The 16,358-nt window shown below is 66.8% G+C and carries 12 protein-coding genes; 6 read left to right on the forward strand and 6 right to left on the reverse strand.

The genetic code is table 11. From position 1 onward, the window contains the following. The 4 genes from AC5P9P_RS19635 to AC5P9P_RS19650 all read left to right on the forward strand — a co-directional run. A partial coding sequence (locus AC5P9P_RS19635; protein WP_495233042.1) for a hemagglutinin repeat-containing protein occupies positions 1–253 on the forward strand: 253 nt, incomplete at its 5' end. Positions 254–424: 171 nt separating this feature from the next. Further along, the gene (locus tag AC5P9P_RS19640; RefSeq protein ID WP_146257007.1) at positions 425–706 is read left to right on the forward strand and encodes a hypothetical protein; all 282 of its coding nucleotides are present in this window, start codon (positions 425–427) and stop codon (positions 704–706) included. Positions 707–1,160: 454 nt separating this feature from the next. Continuing rightward, the gene (locus AC5P9P_RS19645) at positions 1,161–1,712 is read left to right on the forward strand and encodes an HdeD family acid-resistance protein (protein ID WP_049433548.1); all 552 of its coding nucleotides are present in this window, start codon (positions 1,161–1,163) and stop codon (positions 1,710–1,712) included. Continuing rightward, positions 1,709–2,179 carry a SecDF P1 head subdomain-containing protein gene (locus AC5P9P_RS19650; RefSeq protein WP_111108654.1) on the forward strand — a complete coding sequence of 157 codons (471 nt, stop codon included), beginning with the start codon at positions 1,709–1,711 and terminating at the stop codon, positions 2,177–2,179. Before AC5P9P_RS19645 ends, AC5P9P_RS19650 begins: the two co-directional genes overlap by 4 nt. Before the next feature lie 52 nt (positions 2,180–2,231). Here the strand turns inward: AC5P9P_RS19650 and AC5P9P_RS19655 are convergent, their stop codons facing one another. From AC5P9P_RS19655 to AC5P9P_RS19680, 6 genes are all read right to left on the reverse strand, one after another. Then, positions 2,232–4,010, reverse strand: a complete 1,779-nt coding sequence (locus AC5P9P_RS19655; protein WP_495233043.1) for an MFS transporter — start codon at positions 4,008–4,010, stop codon at positions 2,232–2,234. A gap of 123 nt (positions 4,011–4,133) precedes the next feature. Further along, positions 4,134–5,261, reverse strand: a complete 1,128-nt coding sequence (gene nagA, locus AC5P9P_RS19660) for an N-acetylglucosamine-6-phosphate deacetylase (protein ID WP_353949778.1) — start codon at positions 5,259–5,261, stop codon at positions 4,134–4,136. After that, a complete protein-coding gene (locus tag AC5P9P_RS19665; protein WP_005414783.1) occupies positions 5,258–6,034 on the reverse strand; it encodes a DeoR family transcriptional regulator in 777 nt (258 codons plus the stop codon). Before AC5P9P_RS19665 ends, nagA begins: the two co-directional genes overlap by 4 nt. Positions 6,035–6,067: 33 nt before the next feature. Further along, the gene (locus AC5P9P_RS19670) at positions 6,068–7,402 is read right to left on the reverse strand and encodes a D-tagatose-bisphosphate aldolase, class II, non-catalytic subunit (protein ID WP_495233044.1); all 1,335 of its coding nucleotides are present in this window, start codon (positions 7,400–7,402) and stop codon (positions 6,068–6,070) included. 16 nt (positions 7,403–7,418) lie between these two features. Then, positions 7,419–8,357, reverse strand: a complete 939-nt coding sequence (locus tag AC5P9P_RS19675; RefSeq protein ID WP_049404393.1) for an ROK family protein — start codon at positions 8,355–8,357, stop codon at positions 7,419–7,421. Then, complete coding sequence (locus AC5P9P_RS19680) at positions 8,350–9,504, reverse strand: SIS domain-containing protein (RefSeq protein ID WP_005411499.1); 1,155 nt, start codon at positions 9,502–9,504, stop codon at positions 8,350–8,352. The genes AC5P9P_RS19675 and AC5P9P_RS19680 overlap by 8 nt, the downstream gene beginning before the upstream one ends. Positions 9,505–9,826: 322 nt before the next feature. Between AC5P9P_RS19680 and AC5P9P_RS19685 the strand changes: the two genes are divergently transcribed. Then, positions 9,827–13,186: a TIM-barrel domain-containing protein gene (locus AC5P9P_RS19685; RefSeq protein WP_111188364.1), complete on the forward strand. Its 3,360-nt coding sequence runs from the start codon at positions 9,827–9,829 to the stop codon at positions 13,184–13,186. 133 nt (positions 13,187–13,319) lie between these two features. Beyond that, entirely contained in the window at positions 13,320–16,295 is a 2,976-nt protein-coding gene (locus AC5P9P_RS19690; RefSeq protein ID WP_495233045.1) for a TonB-dependent receptor, read from the forward strand. Positions 16,296–16,358 lie beyond the last annotated feature (63 nt).

Below are 16,358 nucleotides of genomic sequence, written 5' to 3' on the forward strand. Positions count from 1 at the left end.
CAAGGGCAGCGGCAACGGCACCACGCATGTTGAAACCGTGGTGGACGCCGACCGCAACCTGACCGTCATCAGTGGCAAGGACACCACGCTGCAGGGTGCCCAGCTGAGCGGCGACAAGGTGGTGGCCAGCATCGGCGGCAATCTGTCCATCATCAGCGAGCAGGACACCGACGATTACGCCAGCAAGCAGACCCAGGCTGACGGCACGTTTTTGTGCGGCAGCGAGCGCTGGAGTGGGGGGGGCAACATCTGAGCTTTGTCGCCAGGCGTGGATGCCTTCAGCTCTGTTACCAGCCAAGCCTGGCACCACCAGAGCGCTGTTGACGACCCATGGAGTGGAGTGTTGTGGGAGGTTGTTGGCAGAGTTTGGTTCGGTGAACTAAAGTTAATTAAATAAGTGGTAAGGGCTGTCAAGGGAGCGCGAGTGAAAGATAAGAATTCATTGGCTATCGATTTCTCGGAGCGAGTTGGTGTGCCCATTGATAGGCGTTATCTATCTGATTTTTTCGATGTCATGAATGCGCGCGTCAAGGGAGATGGTTCATACTTCATTCTTAAGACGGACGGAGATAGGGTCGGTGCAAGGCTGACGTTCGTTTTTTGTGATCGTGCAAGGGATGTTGTGCTGAGGAGGGATACTTCCAGCATTGAGGACGGCATGATGCACATGTTTGCTGGCCTGGAAGAAGCAGGCGGCTACGTTTGATTAGTTCAAGTAGCAGATAAGCCGGCGCTTCACCTGAAGCGCCCTTGGCGTACTGGTTGGATGGCGTCCCGGCTTGTCTTGATATTGGAATGTGGGCCGTGCATATCGCTGATTCGGAGGGCCTTATCAATCCATCCCCGGGGTCATGCGGTGAATGTGGTGGTGCAGGACACAGCCGGGACAACCCGCAGAGCAGACTTGCATCGCAGAACTTGGCCGGCCTGGGCAGTGCGAAGAAAATGACAGCACCGCCACCGGTACTCATACTGCCGCCGGCCGGGTGGTTGCGGAGTCCAAATGAGAGTCGAAGCAGGCCTTGATCTAACAGTCGCGGTGCTTGACGCTCATGTCCATTGGGGCGTCGATCCAAGACGAACCCGTCCAGAACCACCGTCATCTCCCTCTTCATCACAACGGGCTACGATGAACCCGGTTCCGGATCGAAGGAGTGGCCATGAATTCCCCCTTGTCTCCCCTGTTGTCGGCAATCGGCCGTAGCTGGTGGATCCTCCTGCTGTATGGCCTGGTCGCTCTCGGCTTCGGCATCATCGCCATCGGCTGGCCCTTGTCGGCGGCCGTGGCATTGGCCTGGACGCTGGGCGTGATGGCCATCATCGAGGGCGTCATCAGCCTGTTCGCATTGATCAATGGCGGCAGCGGCGCGTCCCGCGGCTGGCTGGCGCTGTACGCCCTCGCCTCGCTGGGCTTCGGTATCCTGGCGGTGATCAATCCGCTGGCCACCGCCAGCGTGCTGGTGCTGTTCTTGGCGGCGTGGCTGCTGGTGGCCGGCATCTATCGCATCGTGTTCGCGATCCGCGTGCGCAAGCAGATCCAGGGCGAATGGTTGCTGATCCTCAGCGGCGTGCTGGCCGTGGTGCTGGGCCTGTTGTTTGCGGCCAACCCGTATGCCGGCGTGGCGGTCACCACGCTGTGGATCGGTATCGGCAGCCTGCTGTACGGCCTGCTGCAGGTGCTGGTGGCATTCAAGCTGCGGAAGCTGAAGTGAGAACGGCGCTTCCGCTGTTGGTGGGCGTGGCCTTGACCCTGGCCGGCTGCATGCCGGGCGCCACGCCCGCAGTGCAGACAGTCGAGCGCCATGCACCGCGCCCCGGTGTGGACGTGCGCCTGAGCGCGGTCGATGCGGATGGCAAGGGCACGCAAGCGCAGTGGCAGGGCGAGACCCTGGCGCTGCGCGAGCCGCCGATTGCCGACAGTGCAGATATCGCCGATGTGCGCTATGTGCTGGACGCGGGCCAGGAGCCCGGCCTGCAGATCCGGTATCGGCCAGAAGCACGCCAACGCATCCACGATGGCACGGCGGCGCTGGTGGGGCAACGAGCGGCGATCAGCGTGGATGGTCGCGTGCTGATGGTGGCGACGGTGAAAGGCCCGTTCGGTGAATCGATGATGTTGAGCGGGCTGCCGAGCATTGCCGAGGCACAGGCGTTGGCGAAGCACATCACCGGTCAGTAACGGGCGCGCCAACACCACCGCGCTACGCGCGGAGGTCGACCAAGGTCGACCGCTACCGGGCGAACCGTGCCTCGATCTCCTCCAGTGACTTGCCCTTGGTCTCCGGCAGCCAGAACGCGGCTACCAGGAAGAACACGAAGGTGCACGCCGCCCAGAACACGAACATGCTGGCGTAGCCGTAGTGGCCCACCGTGGGCAGGAAGATGGCGGCGATGGTGGTCGACACGAACTGGTTGATCAGCAGCGCGATGCTCATGCCATTGGAACGGATGCGGTTCGGCATCAGCTCCGACAGTGCCAGCCACACGCACACGCCGGGGCCGACCGCGAAGAACGCGACGAACACCAGTATGCAGGCGGCCACGGCCCAGCCGTGTGCCGGTGGCGGCACCGGGCCGATGCGCGCCTGTTCGATGCGCAGCGGCGCCTGCCCGGCACTGGCCGGGTCGGCGAACGGGTTCAGATGCAGCTTGCGGAAGAACGCACCAATCACACTGTCGGGCTGCACAGTGCCGGCGCGCTCGATGCGCAGCTCGCGATCGGTCAGGTTGTCGCTGCGCAGGGCGCGCACGTTGGTGAAATCACCGTAGGCATAGGAGACGGTCAGCTGCATCGGCCGCCCTTCGCGGTCGATCCCCGCGCCCAGGCGCTGCCACTGCGCATCATCCAGCACCAGCTGCAGGCCGTCGCCGCTGACCGCCGCCTGCAGCTGCGGCTGCACATCGGCACGGCCGCGCTCGGCCTGGAAGAACAGCGTGGCCGCGGCCAGCAGCGCCACGCAGATGCCACCACTGCCGAGCATCAGCAGGAACTTGCGGCCCTTGCGGTCGACCAGCAGCAACGCGACCACGGTCATCACCGCATTGAGCAGCTTGATCGCCACGTCGGCGCCGTTGGCCACTGAACCGGACAGGCCGGCCTGGTTGAGGATGTTCACCGCGTAGGCCAGCACCGAGTTGATGCCGGTGGCCTGGGTGCAGGCCAACACCACGCAGGCGAGCAGGAACGGCACCACGTAGCGGCGGCTGAGCAGCGGATCGCGCTTGCCGTCGCTGCTGCTCGATTCCGGCGCCTGGATCTGGGCCAGCGTGGGCTCGACGTCTGCGGCGGGAAGGACGCGCTGGAGGCTGCGGCGGGCTTCATCGATGCGGCCGCGGCGCACCAGCCAGCGTGGCGATTCGGACAGCCAGAAGATGCCGGCGCAGAACAGCAGGCCCGGCGCCAGGCAGGTCCAGAAGATGGTGCGCCAGGCGTGGTCCTTCACCGTGAACAGTTCCTGTGCCTGCTGTGCGACCGGCAAGGAACGCACGGCTTCGGCGGCAGCATCCACTGCGTGGGCGTGATAGAGGCCGATCAGGGCTGCCAGCACCAGGCCAACGGTCAGCAGCAGCTGGAACATGGCCGCGCCGCGCCCGCGTCGCTCGGGGCTGAGCACTTCGGCCAGGTACAGTGGAATTACTACGCCGATCAAACCGCCACTGATGCCCTGCAGCAGGCGCCCCAGCAGCAGCGGCGTGTAGCCGGAAGCCAGTGCCATGATCGGAATCGAGGCAGTGAACAACAGGCCGGCCAGCAGCATCGCGCCGCGACGGCCGATCAGGTCGGCAACCATGCCGGCGAACAGCGAGGACAGCACGCTGCCCAGCAGTACCGCTGCCACCACGAAGCCGAGCTGCTGGCTGCTGAGCTGCCAGGCGTGGCTGGCAGTTGCTTCAAGATAGGGCAGGGCGCCGGCGATGATGCCGATGTCGATGCCGTACAGCAGGCCACCCAGGCCGCCGATGAAGAGCAGGTAGCGTACGGGCCAGCGCGGAGCGGTGCGTGCAGTCATCGGCATATCCCAGGAGGTGTTTCGGTGCGGATTGCTTTCTGTAGAGTCGAGCCGTGCTCGACTGACCGCGCATGGCGCGGCAGAGCAGTCGAGCATGGCTCGACTCTACAAAGGCGCGGTGCGTCAGGCTGGTGTTGCGTTCAAATCGACCACGCGCCCACCCACCACCACCTGCTGCAGGCGCAGTTCGGCGCCCAGCACCACCAGGTCGGCGCGGGCGTCGGGCGCGATGCGGCCGCGATCGCCCAGGCCCAGGTAGTCGGCCGGGAAGGTGGAGACACGTTGCGAGGCATCGGCCAGCTCCAGGCCCACCTGCACCAGGTTGCGCAGCGCCTGGTCCATGGTCAGCGCGCTGCCGGCCAGTGAACCGGTAGCCAGACGCACGCAGCCGCCGCACTTGTGCACGCGCTGCTCGCCCAGTGCGTACTCGCCGTCGGGCATGCCGGTGGCGGCAGTCGCGTCGGTCACTGCGTACAGGCGCGGGATCGCACGCGCGGCGAGGCGGATCACGCCGGGATGGATGTGCTGCAGGTCGGGAATGATTTCGGCGTACTGCGCATGCGCGAGTGCCGCCGCCGCGATGCCCGGGCGATAGTGATCGACGCCGGTCATGCCGTTGAACAGATGGGTGAAGCCGGAGGCACCGGCCTGCAGCGCAGCAACACCTTCTTCGTAGGTACCGGCGCTGTGGCCGAGCTGCACGCGGATGCCCATTGCCGAAAGCGCGGGAATCAGCGCGGTGTGCTCGCCGATCTCCGGCGCCAGCGTCATCACACGGATCGGCGCCAGCGCGTGCAGCCGCTGTACCAGCGCCAGCGTCGCCTCGATGGTGCGGTTGGGCTGCGCGCCCAGCCGCTGCGGGCTGATGAACGGCCCTTCCAGATGTACGCCGACGATGCTGGCGGCGTCTGCATCGGGTGCGGCCATGGTGGCGGCCACGCCGTGCAGCGCGTGCTCGATCTCATCCAGGCCGGCGGTCATGGTGGTCGCCAGCAGCGTGGTGGTACCGAAGCGCAGATGGGTGCGGGCGATGGTGCGCGCCACGTCGCCGCCCTGCATCAGGTCCACCCCTGCAGCGCCGTGCACATGCAGGTCGATGAAGCCGGGCAGGATCACCGGCAGCTGCAGATCGTCAGCGCCGCTGTGGTCGTCCACCTGCAGCTGGCGCACGTGGGAATCGAAGTGGACGTGGCCACGCCGCCAACCCAGCGGGGTGAGGATGCGGCCATGCAGGGAACGGGTGTCGCTCATGCGGTGGGCTCGGCGATGATCACCTCGATGCCCAGCCGCTGCAGTCCCTCGCGGGTTGCGTCGTCGATGCCGGCATCGGTGATGATGGTGTGGATCTGATCCAGCAGGGCGATGCGGTGCAGGCTGACGCGCCCGAACTTGGAGGCGTCGGTCAGCACCACGATACGGCGCGCACGCTCGACCATGCGATGGTTGAGGCGGGCTTCGGCTTCGTCATGGGTGGTCAACCCGAACTGCAGGTCCAGGCCATCCACGCCCAGAAACAGCGTGTCGAAGCTGTAGGAGTTGAGGCTGGCTTCGGCCTGGCTGCCCTGCAGCGACAGCGACTGCTGGCGCAGCAGGCCGCCGGTCAGCAGCACGTTGATGCCGGCCGCGTTGGCCAGTTCCCAGGCGATGTTCAGCCCGTTGGTCATCACCGTCACGTCGCGCTGCGTGCGCAGGTGGCGGGCCAGGGTCATCGTGGTCGAGCCGGAGTCGATGATGATGTTGTCACCAGGCCGTACCAGGCGCGCGGCACACGCGCCGATCGATTCCTTCAGCGGCAGGTTCAGTGCGTCCTTTTCGTGGATGTCCTGTTCCTGCGGCGGCGTGCGCACCAGCGTGGCGCCACCGTGGGTACGGTTGGCCAGGCCCTGCGATTCGAAATGGGTCAGGTCGGCACGGATGGTCACCGCCGACACGCCGAAGCGCTCGACCAGATCGGCCACCTGCACCGAGCCGTGCTCGATCAGCAGCTGCAGGATCTGTTGCCGGCGGGAGCGGGTGTTGCGCATGGCCATTCTCGGTGTCGCGGGGAAAGGTAGAGATTATCCGTTCGAAGCAACGGCGGCAGCCGAACCTGCGTGGTGAGTGCGGGTTCCGGCCTGGTTGGCGCTGCAGGCACGGGCGTACTCACCCAGGCACAGGCCGATACGGTGCTGCACCAGTGCGGTGGGGGTGTTGGCCAGGGCGCCTTCGCGCACGGCGCGGTACTGCTCCGGCAGGTACTGGCTGAGCAGCACCAGCGGCGGCGCGTGCTGTTCCAGGTTGGCGAACAGGGTCTGCACCGCCTGTACCAGCGCCGGCTCGCCCCAGTAGTAGCGGCAGCGGTCGCTGAAGGAGTAACTGCGCAGCAGGCGCAGCGCTGCCTCATCGCCCTGGTAGTAGGACTGCCAGTACTTCGGCTGCGCCACCATCACCTCGTCCAGCACCTGCGGCAGGCGCGAGCATTGTGCGGCCGGCAGCAGTTCGGCCTCGATCGCGGCCAGCGCGAACAGCGCTTCGCGGTAGGCGAAGGTCGCCGCCGGGCCGACCTTGAGGATGGCGAAGTGGTCGCGCACCAGCGCGTGCAGGCCGCTTTCGCGCTGGTAGTCGGTGGAGTGCGCCTCGAAGACGATGCGTGGCTGCTGTTCCAGGAAGTCGGCCAGCGTGCTGGCAGCGGCCGGGTCGTACTCGTGCACGCTGCTGTGGTCGAAGTCGACGCCCGGCTGCACCACCATCGCGATCACGCGCTGCCACGCATCACGCAGCTGCGGCGTGTCGAACGCCTGCTGGTGGATGGCCAGGGTCTGCGCGGCGGCGGCCGGCGTGGTCACCTGCAGGCCCTCGGCAAGCGAGGCTTCTCCACCGGGAATCGGCACCTCGGTACCGATCACGTAGACCGGCGGCGGCAGGCCGTGTTCGGCGGCGGTGCGTTCGGCGATCTCGGCCAGCTCGGCCGAGCGTGCGGCAACGATGGCATCGGGCAGCGGCACCGGGTCATCGGCGCAGGACATGCTGCAGTCGAGATGGATCTTGTGGAAACCGGCGGCGACGTAGGCTTCGATCAGCACGCGCGCGTGGGTCATCGCTTCGGCAGCCGGGCGCTTCTGCCAGGCATTCGGGCCAAGATGGTCACCGCCGAGGATCAGCCGTTCGCGCGGGAAGCCTTCCTCATCGGCCAGGGTAGCGACGTAGTCGCGGTACTGCGGCGGAGTCATGCCGGTATAGCCGCCGAACTGGTCGACCTGGTTGGAGGTGGCCTCGACCAGCAGCACGGTGCCGTGTGCCAGCGCCACGTGCATGGCCGCGCGCAGCACCTGCTCGTTGCTGCAGCAGACGCTGTACAGGCCGACGTTGGCACCGGCGCGGTGGGAGGCAAGCAGGGTCTGCAACGGGGACATGGTCAGGCTCCGGACATCAGGAAAACGAGGGTTGGCAGGCGAGCAGGGCGGCACCACGTGCGCCACCGGCATCGCCGAAGCGCGGCGGCACGATCGGCGGTACCTGCACGCCGTTGAACAGATGGGCAGCGATGGCCGACGGCAGCTGCTGGTACAGCAGCGCGTACTGCGAGAGACCACCGCCGAGCACGATCACGTGCGGGTCCAGCGCCAGCACCAGCGCGGCCAGGCTGTGGCCAAGCAGATCGCGGTGGATGTCCAACGCCTTGCGCGCACGTGCATCGCCGGCTTCGGCCAGGGCGATCACGGCGCTGGCGTCGGCGGCGCTGCCACCGAGGTGGCGCTCGATCATCGCCACACCGCTGCCGGACACATAGCGCTCCACGCAGCCCTGCAGGCCGCAGCCGCAGTCCAGCAGCGGCAGGCCGTGGCGCTGCAGCAGGTGGCCGGGCACGCTCCAGTGGCCCCATTCGCCGGCCAGGCCGTTGAAGCCGGACAGCAGCCGGCCGTGCAGGCAGAAGCCGCCGCCGGCACCAGTGCCGAGGATGGCGCCGAACATGCTGGGGTAGCCGTCAGCCGCGCCGCCGTGCGCTTCAGACAGGGCAAAGCACTGCAGATCGTTGCCGAAGTGGAGCGGGCGCTGCAGGCGTGCCTGCAGATCCTGCGCCACGCATTGGCCGGTCAGTGCAGGCACGTTCGCGCTGAGCTGGCGGCCGCTGCGGCGGTCACGCACGCCGGGCAGGGCGATGCCGATGGCCGCATCGCTGCGGCCGAGGGCGGCGTCCGCCTCGGCCACCAGCGCCACCACCGCCTGCAGGAAGCCGTCGTAGTCACCCTGTGGGGTGGCCACGCGGCGGCGCCAGGTGACCTGCATCGCCGCATCGCACGCCACCAGCTCGATCTTGGTGCCGCCGATGTCGATGCCGTAGCAGGCGTGGGCGATCAGCTCAGCCATGGTGGATGGTGACGCCCTTGACGACGCGGTTGACGGTGCCGTCCGGGAACGGGTTGTCCGGGGTCAGGCCAAGCGCGGCCGAGCGCTGCAGCGCGAACAGCTGCGCGAAGCCCAGCCACACCGGCGCCAGCCACGGGTCGTCCAGTGCCGGCACGGTGAGGGTGTATTCGTCATCGGCGCCGATGTCCGAATGCGGGCCGATCGCCAGCACCTGGCCGGCCACGCCGTCGCGGCGCAGTTCTTCCAGCAGGTCCTGTTCGTAGCGGCGCGCCAGCGGCTGCACGCTGCGCAGCACCACCACCAGGGTGTTGCCATCCAGCGTCGACTTCGGCCCATGACGGAAGCCCAGCGGGGTGTTGGCCAGCGCCAGCACGCGGCCAGCGGTCAGTTCCAGCACCTTCAGCGCGCACTCGCGTGCCAGCGCTTCCAGCGGGCCGCTGCCGAGGTAGATGATGCGGTTGAACGGGCGCTGCGCCAGCGCCGCCACCGGTGCGTCCCACTGCGCCTGGCCTTCGCGGGCCAGCGCGGCGATCTGCTTCAGGCGCGCCACGCGCGCATCCCACGGCGAACGATCGAACACGGTCAGCGCGGCCAACAGCATGCAGGTCAGGCTGCTGGTCATGGCGAAGGCGCGGTCGCAGCTGGCCGACGGCATCAGCAGGGTGCAGGTATCGGCACGGCCGGCCCCACGGCGGGCCAGTTCGCCATCGGCGTTGCAGGTGATGTCGAGGAAGCGCGCGTCATCCACGTCGCTGCGCACGCGGTCAACCGCCGCCACGCTTTCCGGGCTGGAACCGCTGCGGCCGAACGAGACCAGCAGGGTCGGGCGGTCGCGCTGCAGGTACAGCGCCGGGTGGGTCAGCAGGCTGGTGGTGTGCACCACGCGCACATCGGCTGGCCACTGCGCGTTGATCGCGTCGGCCACCATTTCGGCGATGAAGCCGGAGCTGCCGGCGCCGGTGAACAGCACGCGCTGGTTGGGATCGTTGAGGCTGTCGCCGAGGAAGGCCTGCAGGCGGTCGCGGGCACGCGACAGGTCCTGTGCAAGGGCTTCCCACAGCGCAGGCTGCTGGGCGATTTCGGTAGCGGTATCGGCTCCGCCAAGGCGCTGCCAGGCGGACACATCGGAAAGCAGGGTGACGTCCATTCGGAGGTTCCAGTTGGGCCAGCGCACCATCTGCGTTTTCTTTCGAAATGTCAAATAGCGAAAGTAAAAAGAAAGAAAATGTGACGCCGACTTCGCTCCGCCCAGAGCACGTCGGAAAACGCAAGAATCCGCCGGATGCCGTATCGCACAATGCTTAACAGGCGTCTGCAAGCGATTACACAAAGTATTGCGGCGCAGCAACTTTCGTTTCAATGGAATATATCTTCCTTTTTCCTTTCAATTTGTTGACATCTTTCGAATCGCTGCCCTAGAGTCGGCCCAATCGCTTTCGAAACGCCCGGTGAACGGGTTGGGAGTCCGCGTGGAAAACTGCGTTCGTCGCTCGCCGCTGATGCTGGCCCTGTTGCCGGCATTGATGCTGGCGTCCATGCCGGCCCAGGCCGAGCCGGTCGGCAACCTGCGTTCGGTTGCCGCCAGCGCCAGCGGCGACGGCGTGCAGGGCTGGGACCTGCAGACCGACAAGGGCGCGCGCATCCGCATCGAACTGCCGGCCACCGACATCATCCGCGTGCAGGCCGGCCGCAACGGCACGCTGACCGGTGCCGGCGACAAGGCCGCACCGATCGTGCTGCCGCAGCCCAAGGCGAACGTGAAGGCGCAGCTGGAAGAAGACGCACAGGAAATCCGCGTGCGCACCGATGCACTGGTCCTGCATGTACAGCGGCAGCCGCTGCGCATGCGCCTGGAACGCCTGGACAACGGCCAGCCCACCGCGCTGTGGCAGGAACTGCAGCCGCTGGACCTGGATGCCACGCAGAGCGTGCAGGTGCTGTCCTCGCAGGCCGATGAGGGCTACTTCGGTGGCGGCCAGCAGAACGGCCGTTACCAGTTCAAGGGCCGCGAGCTGGACGTGTCCTACTCCGGCGGCTGGGAAGAGGGCGACCGCCCCAGCCCTGCACCGATGCTGCTGAGCAGCCGTGGCTGGGGCATGCTGCGCAACACCTGGAGCGATGGCAGCTACGATCTGCGCGAGGCCGACCAGGCCACGCTGATGCACCGCGAAGACCGCTTCGATGCCTATTACTTCGTCGGCGCCGACCTGCCTAAACTGATCGAGCGCTACACCCAGCTGACCGGCCGCCCGAACATGGTCGCGCGCTGGGCGCTGTCCTACGGCGATGCCGATTGCTACAACGACGGTGACAATGCCAAGAAGCCCGGCACCGTGCCCGAAGGCTGGAGTGACGGCCCGACCGGCACCACGCCGGATGTGATCGACTCGGTGGCCAAGCAGTACCGCGCCCACGACATGCCCGGTGGCTGGATCCTGCCCAACGATGGCTACGGCTGCGGTTACAAGAAGCTGCCGGAAACCGTGCAGGGCTTGGCCAAGTACGGCTTCCGCACCGGTCTGTGGACCGAGAACGGCGTCGACAAGATCGCCTGGGAAGTGGGCAAGGCCGGCAGCCGCGTGCAGAAGCTGGACGTGGCCTGGACCGGCAAGGGCTACCAGTTCGCGATGGACGCCAACCGTCAGGCGTTCAACGGCATCCTCGACAATTCCGATTCGCGCCCGTTCCTGTGGACAGTGATGGGCTGGGCCGGCATCCAGCGCTACGCCGTGGCCTGGACCGGCGACCAGAGCAGCAGCTGGGACTACATCCGCTGGCACGTGCCGACCCTGGTCGGCTCCGGCCTGTCCGGCATGGCCTACGCCAGCGGCGATGTGGATGCGATCTTCGGCGGCAGCGCCGAGACCTTCACCCGCGACCTGCAGTGGAAGGCGTTCACCCCGGTACTGATGGGCATGAGTGGCTGGTCGTCGAACGCACGCAAGCATCCGTGGTGGTACGACGAACCCTACCGCAGCATCAACCGCGATTACCTGAAGTTGAAGATGCGCCTGACCCCGTACATGTACGGGCTGGTGCACGACGCCGCGCAGACCGGTGCGCCGCCGGTGCGTGGCCTGATGTGGGACAACCCGCGCGACCCGCATGCGCAGGATGAGAGCTACAAGTACCAGTTCCTGCTCGGCCGCGACCTGCTGGTGGCGCCGGTGTACCGCAGCCAGGCCGCCAGCCGTGGCTGGCGGCGCGACATCCACCTGCCGGCCGGAGGCTGGATCGACTACTGGGATGGCCGCCGCGTGCAGGCCGGCGCCGACGGCCGCCAGCTCGACCGCCAGGTGGACCTGGCCACGCTGCCGGTATTCGTGCGTGCCGGTGCGATCCTGCCGATGTACCCGTCGATGCTGTTCGACGGCGAGAAGCCGCTGGATGAAGTGACGTTCGACCTGTACCCGCAGGGCGAGTCGCAGTACACGCTGTACGAAGACGATGGCAACACGCGCCGCTACCAGCAGGGTGAGTCGAGCACGCAGCAGATCCGAGTGCAGGCGCCGTTGCAGGGCAGTGGCCCGGTGCAGGTGCAGATCGATCCGGTGCAGGGGCAGTACAACGGCCAGCTGGCGCAGCGCCGTTATGGCCTGCGCGTGCTCAGCCGCCAGGCGCCGCGTGCGGTGCAGGCCGGTGGCCGCGCGTTGCCGGCGCTGGCCGATGCGGCGGCGTTCAACGGTGCGGCTGAAGGCTGGTACTTCGATGCCAAGGAGCGCCGTGGCACGCTGCACGTGCGTACCGCTAACCAGGACATCCGCCAGCCGCTGCAGCTGCAGCTGGACTTCGCGGTGGCCGCTGCGGCCGCCGACGATGCCTATCCGGCTGCGCCGGTGCTGGGCCGCGAACTGCCGGCCGACAGCCTGCTGGTGGTCAACCGCCCGGCCGAAGAGCCTGGCCATGCGCTGGAAAATGCCTTCGATGACGATCCGGCCACCTGGTTCCGCAGTGTGCGCAACCAGGCCGTACGCACCGGTGCGCATGAGTGGGTGATCGGCTTCGGTGAGCGCAGGATGATCGACGGTATCGACATCGCGCCGCGCAACGACAAGAACTGGAAGCACGGCCAGGTGCGCGACTACGAGGTGTACCTGGGCGACAGCAATGGCGAGTGGGGCGAGCCGATCGCACGTGGCCGCCTGCAGTTGAAGGAGGGCGTGCAGCGCATCGCGTTCCCGGCCCATGCCGGGCGCCTGCTGCGCTTCCGCGTGCTGAGCGTGCAGAACCCCGAAGGCGACGGCGCCAGCAGCACCGACCCGATGGTCACCGCCGCACAGGGCAGCGCCCGCGCATTCGATGCACTGCAGCCACGCGACGTCGGCCCGATCGCCCTGTCCACCTTCCACATCCTCGAACACCAGGAACCGGAGCGACCGGCCCGGCAGCGCTATCTCTCCGAGCTGCCGGTGCCGGCCGCGCTGGCCAGCCAGGTGCGCACCGACCAGTCCTTCCGTGGCGACGCCGGCATGCGCATGAACGGCCTGCAGTTCCGCCGTGGCCTGGGCGTCGGCGCCAACAGCCGCATCGACCTGCGCCTGCAGGGCGGCTGGCACCTGCTGCGTGCCGACCTCGGCATCGACGACGCCTGCCGCACCGCCGGTGGCCTGCAGTTCCAGGTCTGGGGTGACAACCGCCTGTTGTATGACAGCGGCCTGGTGAAGGCACCCGGCGTGGTCAAGCCGGAGCTGGACATCCGAGGCCTTTCCACCCTGAGCCTGCGCACGCTGGGTGCGCAGGGCAGTCAACCCGCCCAGGTCTGCGCCAACTGGGCCAATGCCGTACTGATCGGCCAGGAGGGCGACTCCGCCAGCATCGTCGCCCCATGACCCCCTCGTAACACCGCTCCTCCCCCCGCCCATTCCGACTACGGCCCTCGTGGCCGTGGCCCGGGAGCGTTTTGCCCGCCGAACGCCCACGCGCTCACTTATTGCGCTGCACCCCTGCCAGGAGAGAACCCCGATGTTGCCCGCCCGCCACCACCGCCCCCCCTGTCGTTCGATCGCTCCGCTGTCGCTGGCCATCGCCGGCGTGCTGCTGTCGGTCGCCGTTCCTGCCTTCGCCCAGGAGAGCAAGGACAAGGCCACCGACCTGGCCCGCATCGAGGTCACCGGTTCCAACATCCGCCGCACCGACGTGGAAACAGCCTCGCCGGTGCAGGTGATCAGCAAGCAGGACATCCAGAACATGGGTGCGCGCACGCTGCTGCAGGTGCTCGACAACCTGCCGGCCGCCCGCCCGGCGCAGCAGGACGCGCGTTCGCTGTTCACCGGTTCCGATGGTGCCTCGCAGGCCAATCTGCGTGGCCTCGGTGCCCAGGGCACGCTGGTGCTGCTGAACGGTCGCCGCCTGTCGTACTACGGTGCACCGGCCGGCTTCCAGACCCAGTTCGTCAACATCGATGCGATTCCGGCCGCGGCCATCGAGCGCATGGAAGTGCTGACCGACGGCGCCTCGGCGGTGTACGGCACCGACGCGGTGGCCGGCGTGATCAACGTGATCACCAAGCGCAACTTCCAGGGGGCCGAGGTCAGCTTCACCAACGACACCTCTTCGCGCATCGACTCCTACGGTGAACGCCAGGCCAGCATCACCGCCGGCTTCGGTGACCTGGCCGAGAACCGCTTCAACATCTACGGCGCGGTGAACATGTACCGCCGCGACGCGATCCCGCTGAGCGATTTCTACGACAAGCGGCCCGACCAGTACTACGTCAACAATCCGAACTACCTCAACAACCTGCGCCTCGGGGTGGGCAGCAAGCCGGGCGAATTCAACCCGGGCAGCTACTTCGCCTTCGATCCGGTCACCGGCCGCCGCGTGCAGGAAGCTGCACCGGGCTGCAGGAACGTGCTGACCAGTGAAGCGGCCGGTCCGCGTTGCGTCTGGGAAACCTGGATGAACAACGAGATCGATGCCGGCGCCAAGTCCGAGCGCAACACCGCCTACCTCAACGGCACGTTCCTGGTGGGCGACAGCACCGAGATCTTCGCCGAGGCGACCTACACCGACATCGACCTGCGCGCCAACGGTGGCACGCCGCGCACCTACGGCACCACCACCGGCAACCCAACCAGCTGGTTCTCGCGCAATACCGGCAACACCGTCAACCAGTTCCTGTACCCGTTCCTGGGCCCCAACAACGAATACAACCATGCCAGTCCGCAGTTGAAGGCGATGATGGGCGGGGTGGTCGGCCTGAACTACCTGCTGCAGGATGCCGGCCCGAACTACTTTGGCCAGCGCAACACTGACAAGAGCTACCGGGTGCTGGCCGGCGCACGTGGCAATGTGGGTGACTGGAACTGGGAAACCGCCTTCGCCAGCGCTGGTACCCACTCCACCACCTACCAGACGATCAACGTCAACACCAAGGGCTTCGAAAAGGCGTTCGGCCCGTACACGATCGATCCGGGCACCGGTCGGGTGATCATCTCCGATCATCCGGCGTACAAGTTCGGCGAGATCAGCGAAGCCAACGCCGCGCTGATCCGTGAAGCGTTCCCGACCTTCGACATCCAGTCGTGGACCCGCCTGCACACCCTGGACGGCAAGATCGAAGGCCCGCTGTTCCAGCTGCCGGCCGGCGAGATGCGCGCCGCATTCGGCTTCAACGCCAGCCGCGAAACCTTCTACACCCCGGGCAACGCCGATGCGGCCAACGGCCTGATCACCCAGCAGGGCGGCTCGTGGTTCGACGGCAAGCGCAACACCTACGCGCTGTTCGCCGAGACCGTGGCGCCGATCACCGACAAGCTGGAGCTGGATGCCGCGGTGCGCGTGGACAAGTATCCGAACTTCAGCGCCAACATCGCGCCGAAGATCGGCTTCAAGTACCAGGCGTTCGACCAGCTGATGCTGCGCGGTACCTACTCCACTGGCTTCCGCGCACCGAGCCTGGCCGAGTCCGGCAATGGCGGCGTGTTCGCCCAGCTGGGCGGCTTCCGTGACGAACTGCGCTGCAACGAGACCAATGCCATCGCCAACCTGCTGCTGAAGTCGCAGCGGCCGGGTGACGTCGATCTGGGCAAGACCCTGCTGAACGTCGATTGCAGCCGTACCGTCGCGCGCATGACCCAGCCGAACAAGGATCTGAAGCCGGAGAAGGCGAAGATCGCCACCCTCGGCTTCGTCTACGAGCCGGCGAGCTGGCTGTCGGTGTCGGCCGACTACTGGTTCATCTACCGCAACAATGAAATCGTCGCGCCGGACTATCGCCGCATGGAAGACATCATCTCGATGTCGCGCTCGCCGATCACCGACAGTGACCGCGCCAACCTGGCGCAGTTGGCGGCGATGTGCGCCGATCCGGCCAGCGGTGTGAGCTGCCCGGCGAACCTGCCGGGCTACTCCGCCGGCAACGTGGCCAGCGTGGTGGGCCAGTACAAGAACCGCGGCAAGACGCTGATCGACGGCTTCGACATCGATGCGCGCAGCCGCTTCTCGCTGGGCGACTGGGGCAACCTGAACATCGGCCTGGCGGCCACCATCGCCAACCGCAACCGCTTCTACATGGACGCCGAGAACGGCTGGTACTACGGCGACGTGGTCGGCTACTACAACAACCCGCGCCTGCGTGCCACGCTCAATGCCGACTGGACCTACAAGCAGGTGACCACCAGCATGTTCGTCAACTACGTGGGCGGCACCAAGTGGGCGACCGACCAGGTCGATGAGGTAAGCAACAACAAGGAAACCTGCACCGGCGGCTACCTGGCCCTGCAGAAGAGCAAGTGTGATGGTGCGCCGTCGTGGTGGACCGCCAACATGAGCGTCACCTGGCGCCCGGATGATGCGTGGAACCTGAGCTTCACCGTCAAGAACCTGTTCAACCGCCTGCCGTTCTACGATCCGAACAGCTTCCTGGGTGACTCCAGTGACTACGCAACCATCTTCGGCCGTGGTTACAGTGTGACCATCGGCTACCGTTTCAAGTAATCCCGTTTGCGTGACCCGGCGGGCCGGCTACGGCCGGCTCGCTGCCAAGAGGAGAGATGTTTG

This window comes from Stenotrophomonas sp. YJH_SMC_14-1 (assembly GCF_059372275.1).

Bases quoted from the DNA above. Each gene is read 5' to 3' on its own strand.
- AC5P9P_RS19645 (WP_049433548.1), top strand. From the start codon at position 1,161: ATGAATTCCCCCTTGTCTCCCCTGTTGTCGGCAATCGGCCGTAGCTGG.
- AC5P9P_RS19655 (WP_495233043.1), bottom strand. From the start codon at position 4,010: ATGACTGCACGCACCGCTCCGCGCTGGCCCGTACGCTACCTGCTCTTC.
- nagA (WP_353949778.1), bottom strand. From the start codon at position 5,261: ATGAGCGACACCCGTTCCCTGCATGGCCGCATCCTCACCCCGCTGGGT.
- AC5P9P_RS19665 (WP_005414783.1), bottom strand. From the start codon at position 6,034: ATGCGCAACACCCGCTCCCGCCGGCAACAGATCCTGCAGCTGCTGATC.
- AC5P9P_RS19670 (WP_495233044.1), bottom strand. From the start codon at position 7,402: ATGTCCCCGTTGCAGACCCTGCTTGCCTCCCACCGCGCCGGTGCCAAC.
- AC5P9P_RS19675 (WP_049404393.1), bottom strand. From the start codon at position 8,357: ATGGCTGAGCTGATCGCCCACGCCTGCTACGGCATCGACATCGGCGGC.
- AC5P9P_RS19680 (WP_005411499.1), bottom strand. From the start codon at position 9,504: ATGGACGTCACCCTGCTTTCCGATGTGTCCGCCTGGCAGCGCCTTGGC.
- AC5P9P_RS19690 (WP_495233045.1), top strand. From the start codon at position 13,320: ATGTTGCCCGCCCGCCACCACCGCCCCCCCTGTCGTTCGATCGCTCCG.